General features: G+C 66.9%; 16 protein-coding genes. 4 read left to right on the top strand and 12 right to left on the bottom strand.

The genetic code is table 11. The annotated features are described in order from the left end of the window. Positions 1-3: 3 nt before the first annotated feature. The 5 genes from ACSVDD_RS22215 to ACSVDD_RS22235 all read right to left on the bottom strand — a co-directional run bounded on the left by ACSVDD_RS22215 (position 4) and on the right by ACSVDD_RS22235 (position 5,820). Positions 4-834 (bottom strand): ABC transporter permease, encoded by an 831-nt coding sequence (locus ACSVDD_RS22215; protein WP_448191581.1) that lies wholly within the window; start codon positions 832-834, stop codon positions 4-6. Beyond that, positions 831-2,078, bottom strand: a complete 1,248-nt coding sequence (locus tag ACSVDD_RS22220) for an ABC transporter permease (protein ID WP_448191582.1) — start codon at positions 2,076-2,078, stop codon at positions 831-833. Before ACSVDD_RS22220 ends, ACSVDD_RS22215 begins: the two co-directional genes overlap by 4 nt. Before the next feature lie 150 nt (positions 2,079-2,228). Continuing rightward, on the bottom strand, positions 2,229-3,269 hold the full coding sequence (locus tag ACSVDD_RS22225) for an ABC transporter substrate-binding protein (RefSeq protein ID WP_448191657.1): 1,041 nt from the start codon (positions 3,267-3,269) through the stop codon (positions 2,229-2,231). A 67-nt stretch (positions 3,270-3,336) separates the two neighbouring features. Continuing rightward, positions 3,337-4,449, bottom strand: a complete 1,113-nt coding sequence (locus tag ACSVDD_RS22230; protein WP_448191583.1) for an ABC transporter ATP-binding protein — start codon at positions 4,447-4,449, stop codon at positions 3,337-3,339. 276 nt (positions 4,450-4,725) lie between these two features. Then, the gene (locus ACSVDD_RS22235) at positions 4,726-5,820 is read right to left on the bottom strand and encodes a TRAP transporter substrate-binding protein (protein WP_448191584.1); all 1,095 of its coding nucleotides are present in this window, start codon (positions 5,818-5,820) and stop codon (positions 4,726-4,728) included. Positions 5,821-5,968: 148 nt separating this feature from the next. Here ACSVDD_RS22235 and ACSVDD_RS22240 point away from each other — a divergent pair, with 148 nt between their 5' ends. After that, positions 5,969-6,481: an OsmC family protein gene (locus tag ACSVDD_RS22240; protein WP_448191585.1), complete on the top strand. Its 513-nt coding sequence runs from the start codon at positions 5,969-5,971 to the stop codon at positions 6,479-6,481. A gap of 126 nt (positions 6,482-6,607) precedes the next feature. Next, positions 6,608-7,306 carry a phosphatase PAP2 family protein gene (locus ACSVDD_RS22245; protein WP_448191586.1) on the top strand — a complete coding sequence of 233 codons (699 nt, stop codon included), beginning with the start codon at positions 6,608-6,610 and terminating at the stop codon, positions 7,304-7,306. Between the two features lie 7 nt (positions 7,307-7,313). On the opposite strand, the gene ACSVDD_RS22250 is transcribed toward ACSVDD_RS22245, so the two are convergent. Together ACSVDD_RS22250 and ACSVDD_RS22255 are read right to left on the bottom strand one after the other, a co-directional pair. After that, on the bottom strand, positions 7,314-8,987 hold the full coding sequence (locus tag ACSVDD_RS22250; RefSeq protein WP_448191587.1) for a Na/Pi cotransporter family protein: 1,674 nt from the start codon (positions 8,985-8,987) through the stop codon (positions 7,314-7,316). Positions 8,988-9,433: 446 nt separating this feature from the next. After that, the gene (locus tag ACSVDD_RS22255) at positions 9,434-10,384 is read right to left on the bottom strand and encodes a replication protein RepA (protein WP_448191588.1); all 951 of its coding nucleotides are present in this window, start codon (positions 10,382-10,384) and stop codon (positions 9,434-9,436) included. A gap of 544 nt (positions 10,385-10,928) precedes the next feature. On the opposite strand from ACSVDD_RS22255, the gene ACSVDD_RS22260 reads away from it, so the two are divergent. Together ACSVDD_RS22260 and ACSVDD_RS22265 are read left to right on the top strand one after the other, a co-directional pair. Next, on the top strand, positions 10,929-11,909 hold the full coding sequence (locus tag ACSVDD_RS22260) for an AAA family ATPase (protein ID WP_448191589.1): 981 nt from the start codon (positions 10,929-10,931) through the stop codon (positions 11,907-11,909). Beyond that, on the top strand, positions 11,896-12,738 hold the full coding sequence (locus ACSVDD_RS22265; RefSeq protein WP_448191590.1) for a ParB/RepB/Spo0J family partition protein: 843 nt from the start codon (positions 11,896-11,898) through the stop codon (positions 12,736-12,738). Before ACSVDD_RS22260 ends, ACSVDD_RS22265 begins: the two co-directional genes overlap by 14 nt. A 42-nt stretch (positions 12,739-12,780) precedes the next feature. Here ACSVDD_RS22265 and ACSVDD_RS22270 read toward each other — a convergent pair whose 3' ends face one another. The 5 genes from ACSVDD_RS22270 to ACSVDD_RS22290 all read right to left on the bottom strand — a co-directional run bounded on the left by ACSVDD_RS22270 (position 12,781) and on the right by ACSVDD_RS22290 (position 16,566). Then, the gene (locus ACSVDD_RS22270) at positions 12,781-13,485 is read right to left on the bottom strand and encodes a GMC family oxidoreductase (RefSeq protein WP_448191591.1); all 705 of its coding nucleotides are present in this window, start codon (positions 13,483-13,485) and stop codon (positions 12,781-12,783) included. A 187-nt stretch (positions 13,486-13,672) separates the two neighbouring features. Next, positions 13,673-13,801 carry a hypothetical protein gene (locus ACSVDD_RS22275; RefSeq protein WP_448191592.1) on the bottom strand — a complete coding sequence of 43 codons (129 nt, stop codon included), beginning with the start codon at positions 13,799-13,801 and terminating at the stop codon, positions 13,673-13,675. Between the two features lie 246 nt (positions 13,802-14,047). Beyond that, the gene (locus ACSVDD_RS22280; protein WP_448191593.1) at positions 14,048-14,476 is read right to left on the bottom strand and encodes a hypothetical protein; all 429 of its coding nucleotides are present in this window, start codon (positions 14,474-14,476) and stop codon (positions 14,048-14,050) included. A 199-nt stretch (positions 14,477-14,675) separates the two neighbouring features. Then, on the bottom strand, positions 14,676-15,548 hold the full coding sequence (locus ACSVDD_RS22285) for a ParB/RepB/Spo0J family partition protein (RefSeq protein ID WP_448191594.1): 873 nt from the start codon (positions 15,546-15,548) through the stop codon (positions 14,676-14,678). After that, positions 15,538-16,566, bottom strand: a complete 1,029-nt coding sequence (locus tag ACSVDD_RS22290) for an AAA family ATPase (protein WP_448191595.1) — start codon at positions 16,564-16,566, stop codon at positions 15,538-15,540. The genes ACSVDD_RS22285 and ACSVDD_RS22290 overlap by 11 nt, the downstream gene beginning before the upstream one ends. Between the last annotated feature and the right edge of the window lie 69 nt (positions 16,567-16,635).

The raw sequence follows: 16,635 nt of genomic DNA on the forward strand, positions 1-16,635 counted from the left end.
CTTTCACTGCACCGTGAGTTTCAGCTTCTCCCCGCGGCGGCGCAGCCATTCCAGACAGCTCAGCAGCGCCACCGAGAAGATGGTCAGGATCACCGCTGCGGCGGTGATGGTCGGGCTGATGTTCTCACGGATGCCGGCGAACATCTCGCGCGGCAGGGTGCGCTGCTCCGGCCCGGCGAGGAACAGCACCATCACCACCTCGTCGAAAGACGTGGCGAAGGCGAACAGCGCGCCCGACGCCACGCCCGGCAGGATCAGCGGCAGCACCACCTTGAAGAAGGTCAGAACCGGCGGCGCCCCCAGGGACGCGGCGGCGCGCGACAGGTTGGTGTCGAAGCTCTGCAGCGTCGCGCTGACGGTGATGACCACGAAGGGTGTCGCCAGCGCCGTGTGCGCCAGGATCAGGCCGGCATAGCTGCCGGTCAGCCCCAGCGGTGCGAAGAAGAAGTAGGTGCCCACGGCGGTGATGATCACCGGCACGACCATCGGCGACAGCACGACCGCCATCACCAGCGGCTTCCAGCGGCTTTTCCACTGCGCCAGCCCCAGCGCCGCCAGGGTGCCGAACACCATGGACAGCACGGTCGAGGCGATGCCGATGATGAAGCTGTTCTTCAGCGACAGCATCCACTTGTCCGACGCGAACAGGTCGGTGTACCAGCGCATGGACAGGCCGGGCAGCGGATACGTCAGATAGGTGGAGGAGCTGAAGGACAGCGGCACGATGGCGAGGATCGGCGCCATCAGGAAGACGAACACCAGCGTCGCGGCGACGATGGTGCCGTTCCAACCCAGCTTTTGGCTGAGCGTGCGGGGGGCGTGATTTTCGCTCAATTCTTGAGTCCTCCCGTCGTCGCCTGCCCATGCACCAGCTTGCCGTAGACCACGGCCAGCACCAGCGTGGCGGACAGCAGCACCGCGCCCAGCGCCGAGGCGAGGCCCCAGTTGACCGTCTCGGTGGTGTAGAAGGCGATGAAGTAGCTGATCATCTGGTCGCTGGCACCGCCGACCAGGGCCGGCGTGATGTAGTAGCCGATGGCCAGGATGAAGACCAACAGGCTGCCCGCCCCGATTCCCGGCAGCGTCTGCGGCAGGTAGATGCGAACGAACGCCACGACCGGCGGTGCGCCCAGACTGGACGCCGCCCGCATGTAGGCCGGCGAGATCGCCTTCATGACGCTGTACAGCGGCAGTATCATGAAGGGCAGCAGCACGTGCGTCATGGCGACGAAGACGCCGATGCGGTTGAAGATCAGCCGCACGGGGTGGTCGACGATGCCCAGCCAGCGCAGGCCCTCGTTGATCAATCCCTGGTCCTGGAGCAGCACGATCCAGGCGCAGGTGCGCACCAGCAGCGACGTCCAGAACGGCAGCAGCACGAAGATCATCAGCATGTTCGACTGCTTCGGCGGCAGCGTCGCCAGCAGATAGGCGACCGGGAACCCCAGAACCAAGCAGGTCAGCGTGACGCCCAGGCCGATGCCGAAGGTGCGCAGGAAGATGCCCTGGTAGATGGACTGCTCCTCCGGCGCGTGGACGATGGAGCCGTCCAGATTGCGTTGCAGGTCGAGCGCCGCCAGCAGGTAATAGTCAGTGACCGGCCCGCGCGCACTCTTGATGGCCGCCCAGGTGACGCGCTCGCCCCAGGCCGGGTCGATGCCGACCAGCGTCGCCTTAGCCTCACCCGCAGCGGGCTGTTCCTTCAGCGCCCGCCCGGTCTTGGCGAGCAGCGTGCGGAAGCCGTTGGACACGTAGTTGAGCCGCTTGCCCGCCACCGCCAGCGTGCGGTCCGCGGTGGCTTGGCGGATGTCGGAGGCCAGAGCGGCGTACACCGGCTCGGCCGGCAGTTCCTTGCCGTCCCAGGACGCGACGGCCTCGGCCGTGCGCGGCAGGGTGCGCCCGACTTCCCGGTCCTCGACGCTGTGCCACAGCATGCCGCCAATGGGCACGAGGAAAGTGAACAGCAGGAAAACCAGCAGCGGCAGCACCAGCCCAAGCGCCTTGAACTGCCGCGCCCGCTCCGACCGGCGGAGCCGGCGCTTCAATGGGATATCCGCCCCGGCGACGAATGCGGCCATGAAAAAACTCCTGTCGTTGCTCCCTCTCCCCTCTGGGGAGAGGGTTGGGGTGAGGGGGTTGCGCACAGCGGACGTTCAGCGTCCCCCGACATCCCCCTCACCCGACGCCTTCGGCGTCACCCTCTCCCCGGAGGGGAGAGGGTTAGACCCTTACTTCGCCGCCCACTTGTTGAAGCGTTCGGTCAGACGGTCGATGTTCTCCAGCCAGAAGTTGGTGTTGATCTCGATCGCGTTCGCCATGTTCTGCGGCGCGGTCGGCAGATCGGCCAGCATCGCCTTGTCCATCTTCGCCGTGGCGTTCTTGTTGGACGTGCCGTAGGCGATGTACTGCGGCAGCTTGGCCTGGTTCTCGGCCTGGCCGACGAAGTTCAGGAACTTGTACGCCGCCTCGGTGTTCGGGCTGCCCTTCAGGATCACCCAGCTGTCGATGGTGAACAGCGCGCCGTTCCACACCATGCCGAAGTTCTTCTTCTCGGCCTTGTTGGCGGCGTCGATGCGGCCGTTGTAGACCGAGGTCATCGCCACTTCGCCCGAAGCCAGCAGCTGCGGCGGCTGGGCGCCGGCCTTCCACCAGACGATGTCGTTCTTGATGGCGTCGAGCTTCTTGAAGGCGCGCTCGATGCCCGCCTCGGTGCCGAGCACCTGATAGACGTCCTTCGGCGCCACGCCATCGGCCATCAGCGCGATTTCCAGCGTGGTCTTCGGGCCCTGGCGCAGGCCGCGCTTGCCCGGATACTTCGTGGTGTCGAAGAAGTCGGCCCAGCCCTTCGGCGCGGTCTTCAGCTTGTCCTTGTCGTAGCCGAGCACGAAGTCATAGACGATGGCGCCGACGCCGCAGGGGTTGACGGTCTCCGGCAGGTACTGCTGCTCGCCGCCGATCTTCGCGTATTCGATCGGCTGGAACAGCCCCTCGTCGCAGCCGAGCGCCAGTTCCTCGCTCTCGACCTGCACCACGTCCCAGGTGGCGTTGCCGCCCTGCACCTTGGCGCGCAGCACGCCGATGCCGCCGTCCCACGACTCGTCGTTCATGGGGACGCCGGTCGCCTTCTTGAACGGCTCGAAATAGACCTTTTTCTGGGCGTCCTGATAGGCGCCGCCCCAGGACACCACGGTCAGGTCGCGGGCGTTGGCGGCCGAAGCCAGCGCCACACCGGCGGTGAGCGTCGCCACAAATCCAAAGGACTTCCACATGCTGCGCATCTTCCCTGTTCCTCTTCTATGCTTGGTTGAAAGACGGTGAAGGCTGATGTCCGGCGACCTATGCCCGATCGAGGGCTCGGCAGTCCTCGGCGCGGAAGGCGATGGTGACCGGCAGGCCGGCCGTGAGCCCGGCGTGGCTGCCGCCGCTGAGCTTCACCATGAATTCCTCGTTGTCGGCGACCGTCAGCACGGTCAGCGCGTGGTCGCCCAGGTAGATCGTGTTCTGCACGCGGGCCGGCAGGTGGTTGGGCTGCCCCGCCCCCTCGCTGCCCTTGAGGATGCTCACCCGCTCCGGCCGCACCGAGACCGAGGTGGCTTGGCCGGCGCGGTCGACCCCGACCGCCGTCGCCATCACCCGTTCGCCGGTGGCGAGGCGCACGGAGCAGAACCCCTGTTCGAGATTTTCAACAGTGCCGTGCAGCATGTTGTTCTCGCCGATGAAGTTGGCGACGAAGCTGTTGACCGGGCGCTCGTACAGCGAATCGGGCTTGTCGATCTGCTGGATGACGCCGTCGTTGAACACGGCGATGCGGTCCGACATGGTCAACGCCTCGCCCTGGTCGTGGGTGACGTAGACCACGGTGATCCCCGTATTCTGGTGGATCTGCTTGATCTCCAACTGCATGTGCTCGCGCAGGCGCTTGTCCAGGGCCCCCAGCGGCTCATCCATCAGGACCAGCGTCGGGCTGAACACCAGCGCGCGCGCCAGCGCCACGCGCTGCTGCTGGCCGCCGGACAGCTGACCGGGACGGCGCGTCGCCAGATTCTCCAGCTTGATCATGGAGAGCGCTCGCGCCACCCGCTCCTTGATTTCGCCCTTCGGCGTCTTGCGCACCGACAGCGGGAAGGCGAGGTTCTCCTCCACCGTCATGTGCGGGAACAGCGCGTAGTTCTGGAACACCATGCCGATGTCGCGCTTGTGCGGCGGCACGTTCTTGATGGGACGCCCGTCCAGCACGATCTCGCCGTGCGTCGGGATCTCGAACCCGGCGAGCATCATCAGCGTCGTCGTCTTGCCCGAGCCGGACGGCCCGAGCAGCGTCACGAACTCACCCCGCTTGATGTCGAGGTCGAGGTTCTTCACCACGAGGTGTTCGCCATCGTAGGTCTTCTGAACGCCTGTGAAGCGAACCAGCGTTTCTTTTGTCGCTTCCACCATGCCGCCGTCCATCGGTCCTTGTCCTCCCCGTGGGTCCCGTGCGCTGCGCGCCGTGAGCTCTCAAACCAGGACGCGACCGTACCACGTGTTTAAGAAATTCGACAAGCTGTTGCGTAGATCACCATGCTAATGAGCGAATTGCTGCGCGACTGTGCAGAAAATTCGCTCATGACCGCCGTGTGAGCGCCGCTTTGCCCATTCAGCGGTCCGTCCGCCGCCCCCATCATGCGCCCCACCGATCACCCGCCCGCCATGCCCTGCCCCGGCCACCGCCCGAGTCGCCCCTTATCACGCCTTGCGCCGGGCCGCCGCGCCGTAGACGAAGCTGTCGAAACTGTTCTCGGCGACGCTGAACCACAGATATTCCTCGTCGCGGAACGCCTTCCACGCCTCATACACGCGCTGGAAGCGCGGATTTCCGTCGGCAATCTCGTCATACAGATCGAAGGCCACCTCGTAGCAGGCCTCCATCACCTCACGCGGGAACGGCTTCAGCACCGCGCCGGCCGCCACCAGCCGTCGCAGCGCCGCAGCGTTCAGCGCGTCATACTTGGTCAGCATCCAACTGTTGGCCTCGGCGCAGGCCTGCTCCAGCGCCACCTGATACGCCCGCGGCAGCGCCTCCCAGGCATGGAGGTTGACGAACAGCGGGATCTGCGCCGCGCCCTCCCACCAGCCGGGGTAGTAGTAGTATTTCGCCACCTTGTGGATGCCGAGCTTCTCGTCGTCGTAGGGGCCGACCCACTCCGCCGCGTCGATGGCGCCGCGCTCCAGCGCCGGAGTGATGTCGGCGCCGCCGATCTGCTGCGGCTCCAGGCCGAGCCTGGAGAGGATCAGCCCGGCAAGGCCCGCCACCCGCATCCTGACGCCGCGCAGGTCGGCGACCGTGCGGATCTCCTTGCGGAACCAGCCGCCCATCTGGGCCCCGGTGTTGCCGGCGGGGAGCGCCATGACGTTGAAGTCACGGTAGAAGGCGCGCATCAGCTCCCGCCCGCCGCCGTGCGTCATCCACGCCATCTGCTGACGGGTGTTGAGCCCGAACGGCATGCCGGTGTCGAAGCAGAAGGTCGGGTCCTTGCCGATGTAGAAGGAGGCGGCCGACTGCCCGCAGGCAACCGTGCCGTCCTGCACGGCGTCCAGCACCTGCAACGCCGGCACGATCTCGCCGGCCGCGAACGGTTGGATGCGGAAGCGGCCGCCGGTCACCTCGCCAACGCGCTCGGCCATCAGTTCGATGGCGCCGTAAACGGTGTCGAGGCTTCGGGGATAGCTGGAGGCGAGCCGCCATTCGATCTGAGGCAAGCCCTGCGCGAGCGCCGGTGCGGCCAGCGCCGCGGCGCCCAGCCCGGTCCCTGCCGCCGTCAGGAAGCTGCGCCTCTTCATGCCCTCCCCTCCCGTCTTTCGCGGTATTTCGTCCATTAAGCAACCGGAGCGCGGGGGCGCGCAAGGCGAAATATTTTCATGCGACGTCGCATAGACGCCCGCCCGGCCCCACCGTTACAGTACGCAAAACCAAACGGAGGAAAACGGCATGGATGCCGACGCGCTGCGCGCGCTGCAAGCGCCGCTCAAGGACCAGTACAAGCAAGACCCCAACTCCGCTGTGGTCACTCTGAAGGCTCGCGGCGATCTCGACGGCGAAGGCATCGCCTGCAAGGTGGACACCGGACGCGCGCTGGTCGAGGCCGGCCTGCACCCGGCGACCGGCGGCCCCGGCACCCAGGCGTGCTCGGGCGACATGCTGCTGGAGGCGCTGGTGGCCTGCGCCGGTGTCACGCTGAAGGCGGTCGCCACGGCGCTGGCCTTCGATTTGCGCGGCGGCAGCGTCTCGGCCGAGGGCGACCTGGACTTCCGCGGCACGCTGGGCGTGGCGAAGGACGCGCCGGTCGGCTTCCGCGAGATTCGCCTGCGCTTCGATCTGGACACCGACGAACCGCAGGAGCGCATCGACGCGCTGACCAAGCTGACCGAGCGCTATTGCGTCGTCTATCAGACGCTGGCCAACCCGCCGCCGCTGGCGCTCAAGATTACGAACAGCCGGTAGACGCATCGGGGGATGGCGCGCCACGGGCGAGGTCGCCTTGGCGAAGTACGCCCATCCCCCCGTCCCCCTCTCCGCCGTCGCCCCGTGTTGCACCGGGGGCGGCGATGAACGGAAGGGGGCGTCTTCATGTCTTTCGATCTGGCGATCATCCACTTCCTGAACGGCTTCGCCTACCACAGCGTGACGTTCGACAAGGCCATCTACGTCGTGGCGCAGAGCCACTCGCTGAAGGGGGGCGTGCTGTTGGCGTGTCTGTGGTGGTGCTGGTCGCGGCGCACCGGCACTCTGATCGGCGCCGACCTTTATGCGGTCCGCACCATCGGCGGCGCCCTGCTCGCCATCATCGTGGGACGGCTGATGCAGAACGAGTTGCCGCTGCGCCTGCGCCCCGTGCACGATCCCAGCGTCGGCTTCAACGTGACGACCGACGTCAAGATCGCCGCGCTGGATGGCTGGAGTTCGTTTCCCAGCGACCACGCCGTGCTGTTCTTCGCCCTGTCCACCGCGGTGTGGTGGAGCAGCCGCCGGGTGGGTGCGGCGGCGTATGTGTGGACCCTGGTGGTGATCTGCCTGCCGCGGGTCTATCTGGGCCTGCACTTCCCCACCGACATCCTCGCCGGGGCCGTGGTCGGCGTGGCGGTGATGGCGGTGGTGTTGCGCATGCCGCTGCCGGCCGCCTTGCCCATCTGGCTGACCCGACTGCAGAGCGCGCAACCCGGCCTGCTCTACTCCGCCGCGTTCGTGGTAACGCTCCAGATGGCGACTCTGTTCGAGGACTCCCGCCGCCTGCTCGGCGGCGTCGCCCAAGTGTTGCTGGGCTGGTGAGGTGGCATCACGCGTCCTTTTGCACCGGCCGCAGCCCGGCGCCCTTCAGCCGGGTTTCGCTCAGTTCGCCGGTCCGCTTCAGGATCGGGTAGGCAACCGACGCGGCGTGCGCGTTGATGCGCTTCAAGTCGCGCAGCAGGTCGAGGGTCAGCGCGCTGGTCTCGATGCTCTTTGTGCGCCCCTCGCGCACGCGCATCAGGTGGCCCTCGGCCGAGGCGCGTTCGAGCGTGCGGATGGCATCCTTCTCGGCGATCAGCTGGCGGGCCAGCCGCCGGTCCTCGGAGATGAAGATCCCCAGCGCCGTGCGCAGATTGCTCACCGTGCGCAGGTGCAGCGCCTCGATGGCCTGGAAATCCTCAGCCGGAAAACGCAGGCCGAGGCGGATCTTCTTGGCCGCCATCTCCACCAAGCTCTTGTCGACGATGTCGCCGATGTGTTCGAGGTTGATGGCGAAGGCCATGATCTCGCCGACGCGCCGGCTGTCCTCCTCCTCCAGTTGCCCGCGGCCGAGCTTGACGAGGTAGAGCTTGATCGCCGTGTGCAGCGCGTCCACCGCGTCGTCGGTGCGGCTCACCTCCGCGATCAGGCGCTCGTCGTCGTGGCGCAGCACCTCCAGCGTGCGGCAGAGCATCCCTTCCACCAGATCGCCCAGGCGCAACGTCTCGCGCACCGCGCAGGCGATCGCCACCGTCGGCGCCTCCAGCACGGATTCGTCCAAGTGCCTTGGCCGCGCCGCGTCTTCGCCCGGCGGACGGTCGGGGAAGGCGTGCACGGTCAGGCGGGCCACCGGCTCCACCAGGGGCAGAAACAGCGCTGCCAGCGCTATGTTGAAGCCGGCGTGCAGCAGCACCGTCGCGTGGGCGTCGGCCGCTCCCGCCAGAATCGTTACGAACGGCAGAGCCGCCAGCGCCGTGACCGCCCGCATGATGAGGTTGCCGAGCGGCACCCGCCGCGCTTCCGGTGCGTCGCGCGCCGTCGCCAGCAGCGGTGGCACTGCCCCGCCGAGGTTGGCGCCCAGCACCATGGCCGCGGCGCCCGGCAGATCCAGCAACCCGCCGCCGGCCAGCGAGGCGATCAACAGCACCACCGCCAGACTGGAGTGCAGCAGCGCCGTCAATCCCGCCGCGACAATCAACGCGAACGCCGGCTCTCCCGCCAAACCGGTCAGTAGCGCATGGATCAACTCGGACTCGCGCACCGGCACCGTGGCCTCGGCCAGCAGGCGCAACGCCAGCAGCACGAGGCCGAGCCCGACGAAGGTCCGGCCCACGGCGCGGCGCGGCCGGCGGCCCTCGCCCACCGCGAACAGCGCCGAGCCCAGCAGCACCAGCACCGGCGACAGCCAGCGCACGTCCAGCGACAGCAGCCCCGCCACCACGCTGGTGCCGATGTCGGCGCCAAGCATGACGGCAAGCGCCATGGCGGTGGTCATCAGCCGCTGCCCAGCCATGGCCGAGGCCATCAGAGCCGTCGCCGTGCTGCTTTGCAGGCCGAGCGTCACTCCAAAGCCGGCGAGGAAGGCGACGACCCGATTGCGTGTCCCGTGCCCCACCCAGCGCCGCAACCCAGCGCCGAAGGCGCGGAACACGCCGGTCCGCACCAGCCGCAATCCCCACAGCAGCAGGGCCACAGCTCCCAGTATGTCGATCAGGACGAGGGTTGGGGAATGCGGGACCATCATTTTGTAACAATGGCCCTGCCGATGCGATCCCCCAACCCCCGCCCAACGGAAGGAATACGTATTCTTGTGGCACCCTCCAGGCGGCAGAGGCGGGCTGCGTAATGTTGTGGAGGCCGAGTCGGACGGGTTCTGCGGAACCGGGCCTGGAGCAGCCGAAAAGCGACCCTTTTGCCCGCTGTATGGGCGCCGGAACGCCTCCTCGATTCGTAATCTTGTGGCACCGCGTAATCTTGTGGAGCCCTGCCCGGCCGCCGCGTCGCCTCCTGCCGATGCGTAGTCTTGTGGATGCCCTTGATCCTGAGTCGTTTTTGGTCGTTTCCACCAGACAGCGCGTGCCCCGGAACGGCAACGGCGGCTTGGGTGGGTGCCCAAGGCCGCCGTGCGTAATTTTGTGGAAGCTGCTGATTCTAAAGCGTTTTTGGCGCGTAATCTGGTGGAAACCGGCCTTACATGCCGATCAGCGCGGCCTGGCGGCGATCCGACGCCACCGGCGGCAGGGACGGGTGCATCGTCAGCCCTTCGCGGCCCACCTCCACCCTAGCCTCCGGATAGACGTTCAGCGCCACGCGCAGCGTCTCCGGGAAGCGGGTCTTGAAGTGCCGAAGCTCGTCGTAGCCGGCGCCGAATTGCGCGTACAGCGACTGCCAGGAGATCCGCGTGGCCTCGTTCAGCGAATGCAGGCGATAGGCCAGCCAAATATAGACGTCGATCGCCATGGACTTGGACGAGATCTCGCGGATCGCCGACTCCAGGACCGGCACCGGATGCTCGCGCAGCGACTTGAAGAAGCTTTCGGAGAGCAGCACGCGCTCTTCCCACAGCGTGCCCTGGCGGTCGTCGTCCGCCGTGAAGGTCAGGCCGCCGACGACGATGGAATCTTTGGCGAACTTGCTGCCGCCGCGGCCCTTGGTTTCCAGATCGTCCCAGAAGAAGGTCAGATGGCAGGCGGACAGCCGGTTGCACTGCTCCTTCACGTCGCGGTACGACTGGCCGCCGGTGGAGACGTTCATACGGCTCATCCAGTCGCGCATGGAGCCGCCCAGTTCGACCTCGCGGCTGTTGGACTGGAGCGCCTTCGTCTGCAAATACAGGAGGATCAGCCGGGCCCGCGAGCCATACGGCACGCCGTACATCTTCTCCTTGCCGCTGAGCAGCAGAACACCCGGCTGCACCACGAGCGTCACCCGGTGGCCGTCACGGCGCCACGTCTGATCGTCGGCCAAACGCTTGTGCGGCAAGGCGGTCAAGCAGAAGCCACTGTAGGTGATGCCCATCGCCCGCGATTCATCGGCGAGCACCGCGGCAGCGGCGTCGACCAACGGGCGCTGTTCGCGCGGCACGAGTTCGCGGGCACGGTCGCGACCGTGCTGGATGATGAGCTGGTGAATTTCGGCCATGGCTGTCTCCCGACCGTTACGCAAGCTGAACGATCCAGCAGCAATCTGGTTCTGTTGACGGCGACCGTCAACTCGTATTCTTGTGGAGAAACCTAGTAGGTATTAGTTGATTCTAACTATTAGTATGTGCCACCAGACTACGCGGGGAAACCCGAGTCGCGCCCACTAGAATACGCAGATCCCGCACCAGATTACGCGGGAAAAAACGCCGCCGCTGTGGACAGTCTGTCTTGTCGGCACGCGAATCGGAACGACTCGGCACGGCCTCGAAGAGCTTACCCGAATCGGTGAGGACGATCCATACGGGTCATCAAACGTTGTTCCTGCTGATGGTCGCCCCGACGATGGAGCGCAGTCTCCGCGACTCGGGGCCTTGTGAAATCGGCGCTGTAAGTTGACACTACCATTTTTACGGCGTATCAACCTAACCGGTGACGCCCTCCATGCGACGTCGCATATCACGATGCCGCGTCAACACGCTGTTGACATCCACTGTCAACAGAGGCACGGTCGCCCGGAAGAGGTAGCGGGCCGAGGGGACTCCATGACCGGCGAGGATTTGCAAGCGATTCGGGAAGCGCGCGGCGTCACCCAACAGGAGTTCGCGGCGTGGCTGAACGAGCAACTCGGCCGGCGTTACGACCGCGCGCGCATCAGCCGCTGGGAAAGCGGGGCGGAGCGCATCCCGCCGCGCGTCGAGCTGTTCATCAAGACCGGTTCCGAGGGCTCGCCCAAGCCGCAGCCGCGCGTTAGGCGGGCGGTCACCGTGGCGGTGGCGAACCAGAAGGGTGGGGTTGGCAAGACGACGACGGCGGTCAACCTCGCCTACGCGCTGGCTCGTGAGGGCGAGAAGGTGCTGCTGATCGACGCTGACCCGCAGGCCAGCGCCACCATCTTCCTCGGCCAAGACCCGCGAGCGTTGGAGCAGCGCAAGGCCACCATCTATTACGCGCTCTTGAAGGACCAGGAGCTGGGCGGAATCGTCCTCCCCGGAATCTTCGATCTGGTGCCGTCCTCGATCACGCTGGCGGCGGCGGACACCGAATTGATGGCGGAGCCCTTCGCCTCGTCGGTGCTGCGCGAGAAGATCGAGGGGGTTCGCACCAGCTACGATTACGTGGTCATCGACTGTCCGCCCAACCTGTCGCTGCTGACGGTCAACGCGCTGTCGGCGGCCGATCGGGTGATCATCCCGGTCAAGACCGAGTTCCTCGACATCATGGGCATCCCGCTGTTGCTGGACACGGTGGAGAAGATCCGCCGGCGCGGCAACACGCAGCTCACCGTGCTCGGCATCCTGCCCACCATGTTCAATCCGCGCTACACGCAGGACAACGAGACGCTGAAGGAACTGCGCGAGAGCTTGGGGGGTAAGACCCGGATCTTCGCGCCGATCAACCGCTCGACCGGATACGGGCAGTCGGCAGCCGCCGGCAAGCCGACGCTGGAAGTGCTGCCCGACACGCCTGGCGTACAGGGCTATGTGGACTTGGCAAGGGAACTGATTGGTCATGGCGAAGCCTGATAAGACCCGCAACTTCGGCATGTTCCGCGGCGCCGTGGAGACGCAGGCGAAGGACGCGCTGTTCGGCACCAGCGCCGACTTTCCCAAGCTGGTCGAGGTCGACCTGACGCGGATCTCCCGCAACCCGGAGCAGCCGCGCAAGCACTTCGACCCCGACGAGATGGAAGCGCTGGCCGAGTCCATCCAGCGCTACGGCCTCAAGCAACCGATCCTGGTGCAGGAGGCCGGGCAGAGCGGCTTCATGCTGGTGGCCGGCGAGCGCCGCTTCCGCGCCCATGAGATGCTGGGCCGCGACACCATCTTCGCCATCATCACCTCGGGCGACGCCGACGAGCTGGCGCTGGTGGAGAACGTGCAGCGCGTCGATCTGGACGCGCTGGAGTTGGCTATGGCGTTGGGCCGCCTGATGGAGCGGCACGGCTACACCCAGGAGGAACTGGGCGGCATCGTCGGCAAGAGCCAGAGCTACGTCAGCCACACGCTGCGCCTCAACGCCCTGCCCGACCTCATCAAGCGCGAGTATGCGACGTCGCATAGGGAGGTCTCACGCTCGGTGCTGGTCGAGATCGCCTGGGTCAAGGACGAGGCCGAACAGATGGCGCTGTGGCAGCGCGTCAAGGCCGGCGAGGGCACGGTGAAGGCCGCCCGCACCCGCAAGGCGCGCACTCCGCCGCCCGAGCCCACCGCGCTGTCGCTGTTCTTCACCACCGTGCGGCTGGCCCGCAAGCAGGCAACCGACGTGCAGGGGTATCGCGGCGGAATCACCGACGAGCAGCGCGCCGAGTTGAGCGCGCTGCGTCGGCAGATCGACGAATTGCTCGACGAATAGGCGGCCCTAAAGCCACCCCCGCCGGATCCGGAGAGCGCTCCCCTACCCCGCCAGCCGGGCCTTGATCCCTTCGGCCGCACGCAATGTCAGGGCGGCGATGGTCAAGGTCGGGTTGGCGGTGGCGACGGTGGGGAAGGTGCTGCTGCCGAGGATGTACAGATTGTCGTGATCCCAGCTCCGCAGGTCGGGGCCGACCACGGAATCCGCTGGGTCGGCGCCCATCCGACAGGTGCCCACCACGTGGCCGGCGCCGTAGTACTGGTCGCTCTGGCCGTTGTAGGTGAAGGTGGTGGGGCTGGCGGCCGGAGTCTTGTCCGTTGCCTGCTCCGTCCCCATCGCCTCGAACAGCCGGTCGGCGGTGCGCCGGGCCGATTCGAAGCCGCCCTTGGTGTAGTCGGACAGGGAACAGGCGATCTGTGGCCGCGGCAGGGGCTGTTCGACCAGGAAGGCCATGCGGAACTGGCGCGTGTAGAGGCCGTTGATGCTGGGATCGTACTTGGCCTGGATCGGGCAGATCGGAATGCCGTTGGTGTTGCCGCCGCACGCCCGGCGGTGCTGGTAGGAGCGGGAGTTGCAGCCGGCCGGGGTGACGGTGACGTTCACCGTCTGTCCGTCCACTTTCAGCCCGTCTACGCCCGCGGCCACATATTGGTCCACCAGTGTGTCGGGCAGCGCCGGCATTGGGTATTCGTAGCCGGGCGGGAAGGTGATGCCCAGGAAGGCCTGATCGGCGGCGTCGGCCGACACGCCGATCTCCGCCTCGCCCTCACCGTACGGGCTGCGGCGTAGACCTGCACCTTGAGGTTGAAGGTGTCGAAGGAGGGGGCGATGATGCTCTGCGCGACGCCGGTCAGGATGGCGGACAGCGCGACGAAAGTGTCCATGTCGGACGCGGTGTTGGAAACGCTCATGGCGAGGGTCGCTCCGGTGTCGGTCAGGGGGCATGGGCGGGGGAAGATTTCTTGCCGGCCAGCGAGAGGATATAGGTGAAGTCCGACGGGCGGCCGGCCGTATCGACGGCGTTGTTGTGGCAGCCGATGCAGGTCGAGCTGCTCTGCGGCACCGTGTCCTGCGTGTAGGTTTCTCTGGTGGTGTTGGCCAGGAACAGCGGGAACGGATAGCCGGTAGGGCTGCCTTGGTTGTCGGGCTGGGTCGGCCACTGGGTACCGATGGCTCATAGTTCGCCCACACCGTTCCGGCCAGCGGCGCCTGGAGTGCCCTTGGTGATCGGCGTCTGTTGGAAGCTGCCGGGGAAGGTCATGGTCGGCACGGTGGAGTTCGGCGGGGTGACGGTCGGCTTGTAGGCGGCCTACCCCTCTTTGGTGTTCAGCCGGTTGCCGATGATGAAGTCGTACATCGGCTTGTTGACCAGGATCTGAAAGCGCGTGTAGCGGCCGTTCTGGTCAATCAGCGGGCCGCTGTCGAAGGGCTGGGTCGAGGCGGTCAGCAAGTCCGGCGTCTTGCCGACCATGAACAGCAGCGGCCCCTGCCCCACGCGCTTGCACGCCGCCGGCAGCGGCGCGGTGGTTCCCCAGGCCGGTGGGTTGGGCGTCATCAGGGTGAAGGCGTCGGCCCAGCCCTGCCGGACCGCCGGGGCGTCGCCGCCGGGGCTCGCGTTCTTGCCGATGGTCGCGCCGCCGGCCGACCAGTTCAGCGCGACGAAGCTCTGCCAGGAGACGGTGCCTAAGCTCTCCTGGATCAGCGCCGGCGTCATGGTGGCGGGCAGGCTCGGATCCATCCTCTGCGAGGTCGGCGCGTCGCAGAGCATCAGCGGGCTGAGCGCCGCGGGGTCCTGGAATGTGTTGGCGTTGCAGGTGACGGGCTGGGAATAGGGCTTGCGGCGGCGGGTTGACGTGTTGCTGAGCGCCGGTCGAGGGGGTTATTAGACGTCTAATCGTCGAAGGGAATCCGCCGTCGCGATTAGACGTCTAATAGGCTCAGTGGTCGAGCAGGGCGTCGATGTCGGCGCGCAGCGCCAGGAGAGCCCGGCGTTCCTCGTCGCCGAGCTTGGCGCCGCCATGGCTCAGGTCGCGCACTTTGGCGACGCCGTTGTGCAGGGCCTTGAGCACCGGGCGGAACGAGGCCACGCTGTGGCCAGAGGAGGGCGCAGCCTTGTGCTGCTGCTTGGCCTCGCGCACCGCCTTCACCGTCAGCCCGGCGCCAGCTCGTACGCTCGCCCACAGGGCGCGCTGCGCCTTCGGGTCGGTCAGTTCAGCCAGTTCCATCAGCAGCGAGACCGACACCTGCGCGTGTTCCGGCGCCTCGTTCAGAATGTCCGCCGGCAGCCGCAGGATACCCAGCAGGCGGGCCACATACTCCTGCGATTTGCCAATCAGGGCGGCGGCCTGCTCCTGCGTCAGTCCCTTGTCGGAAATCAGCCGCTCCAGCGAGCGGGCGAGGTCCACCGGATGCAGGTCGATGCGCTGCACGTTCTCGATCAGCGCCAGGGCCTGGGCATCGTCGGTGTCGAGGATCAGCGCCGGGATCGTCTCGCGGTCCAGTTGGCGGAACGCCCAGTAACGCCGCTCGCCGGCGACGATGCGGAAGCGGTCGGCCGCGACTTCCCGAACGTTGATGGGCTGCAACAGCCCCTTCTGCTCGACGGAAGCGGCGAGTGTCCCGACATCGGCATCCTGCGCGTTGCGGCGCGGCTGATCGGGGTCCGGCTCGATCTGGATAAGCGGGATCTCGCGGTAGCGCATCTTGGCGCTCAGCCCGAACAGCGCGGCGTTGCCGCCGCCGCCCGATCCAGTGCGGCTGACCGCCCGCTTGAACAGCCCGGCGTTGGAGGTGTCGAACTTACGCGCCATGGCGCACCCCTTCCCTGGCGAGATTCAGCAGTGCGGACGCGATTTCCGCATAGCTCTCTGCCCCTGCGGAGTTCGGGTTGATGGCGAGCCCCGGCCGCCCGGCCATGACGCTCTTGGTGTAGTCGGCGGCGCGCCGCACCGGCGAGAAAAGCCGCAGATTCTCGGCCGCTGCCAACTCGCGCAGCTCGTTCATCACCTGCTCGTCCTGGAGCCGGCGCGGGCTGAACATGGTCGGCAGGATGCCCAGCACCTCGAGCCGCGGGTTCACCAGCTCGCGCACGCCCGCGATGGTCTCGAACAGCTGCGGGATGCCCATCATCGACAGCATCTCCGTCTGTGTCGGGATGAGCAGCTGATCGGCCGCGTTCAGCACCGACACCGTCAGCTCTCCCAGATGCGGCGGGCAGTCCAGCACCACGTAATCATAATGCCCGGCCAACTGCGCGATCTTCGCCCGCAGGATCAGGGTGCCGTTCGGCTGGCGCAGCAGCTCACGATCGGCCGCCGCCAGCGAGATGGAGGAGGGGAGGAGGTCGAACACGCCGCCGCACACCGGCGTCACGAACTCGCGCATCGGCCGGGTGGAGCGCAGCGCGTGGGTCAGCGTCGCCTTTGCCAGCTCCTGCTCGTGCGGGTCGATGCCCAAATGGACGGTGGCGTTGGCCTGCGGGTCGCAATCGATCAGCAGCACCCGCCGCCCCTGTCTGGCCAGGAGCCACGCGACGTTGACGCAGGTCGTCGTCTTGGCCACGCCGCCCTTCTGGTTGGCCGCGCAGAACACCACCGGCGCGTGGCGCACGGCGTGCGCCGCCGGGATGCCCACCGGCTCGGTCGCGTCCTTCAGCGTCGCGGCGACGGTTTGCGGAATGCGCTCCGCACCGGTCTCCCAGCGGGAAATCTTGGCCCGGTCGTAGCGCCGGTTCAGCCGTTGGTTGAGCCAGGAGACCAACTCCTGCTGGTTCATGCCGCGCTGTTCGCGGTAGCTGCGCAGCTCCTCGCCGCTCATGTCGTGCGCCACGGGATCCTCCTTTCCGGAATACCGCGCACGATGAGTCATGTTGACGGTACTGTCAACCGGCGTGCCGGT

It is taken from the genome of Azospirillum terrae, assembly GCF_053470425.1.

Bases quoted from the DNA above. Each gene is read 5' to 3' on its own strand.
- ACSVDD_RS22245 (WP_448191586.1), top strand. From the start codon at position 6,608: ATGTCTTTCGATCTGGCGATCATCCACTTCCTGAACGGCTTCGCCTAC.
- ACSVDD_RS22255 (WP_448191588.1), bottom strand. From the start codon at position 10,384: ATGGCCGAAATTCACCAGCTCATCATCCAGCACGGTCGCGACCGTGCC.
- ACSVDD_RS22230 (WP_448191583.1), bottom strand. From the start codon at position 4,449: ATGGACGGCGGCATGGTGGAAGCGACAAAAGAAACGCTGGTTCGCTTC.
- ACSVDD_RS22220 (WP_448191582.1), bottom strand. From the start codon at position 2,078: ATGGCCGCATTCGTCGCCGGGGCGGATATCCCATTGAAGCGCCGGCTC.
- ACSVDD_RS22250 (WP_448191587.1), bottom strand. From the start codon at position 8,987: ATGATGGTCCCGCATTCCCCAACCCTCGTCCTGATCGACATACTGGGA.
- ACSVDD_RS22260 (WP_448191589.1), top strand. From the start codon at position 10,929: ATGACCGGCGAGGATTTGCAAGCGATTCGGGAAGCGCGCGGCGTCACC.
- ACSVDD_RS22285 (WP_448191594.1), bottom strand. From the start codon at position 15,548: ATGGCGCGTAAGTTCGACACCTCCAACGCCGGGCTGTTCAAGCGGGCG.
- ACSVDD_RS22225 (WP_448191657.1), bottom strand. From the start codon at position 3,269: ATGTGGAAGTCCTTTGGATTTGTGGCGACGCTCACCGCCGGTGTGGCG.
- ACSVDD_RS22235 (WP_448191584.1), bottom strand. From the start codon at position 5,820: ATGAAGAGGCGCAGCTTCCTGACGGCGGCAGGGACCGGGCTGGGCGCC.
- ACSVDD_RS22240 (WP_448191585.1), top strand. From the start codon at position 5,969: ATGGATGCCGACGCGCTGCGCGCGCTGCAAGCGCCGCTCAAGGACCAG.
- ACSVDD_RS22280 (WP_448191593.1), bottom strand. From the start codon at position 14,476: ATGGATCCGAGCCTGCCCGCCACCATGACGCCGGCGCTGATCCAGGAG.
- ACSVDD_RS22265 (WP_448191590.1), top strand. From the start codon at position 11,896: ATGGCGAAGCCTGATAAGACCCGCAACTTCGGCATGTTCCGCGGCGCC.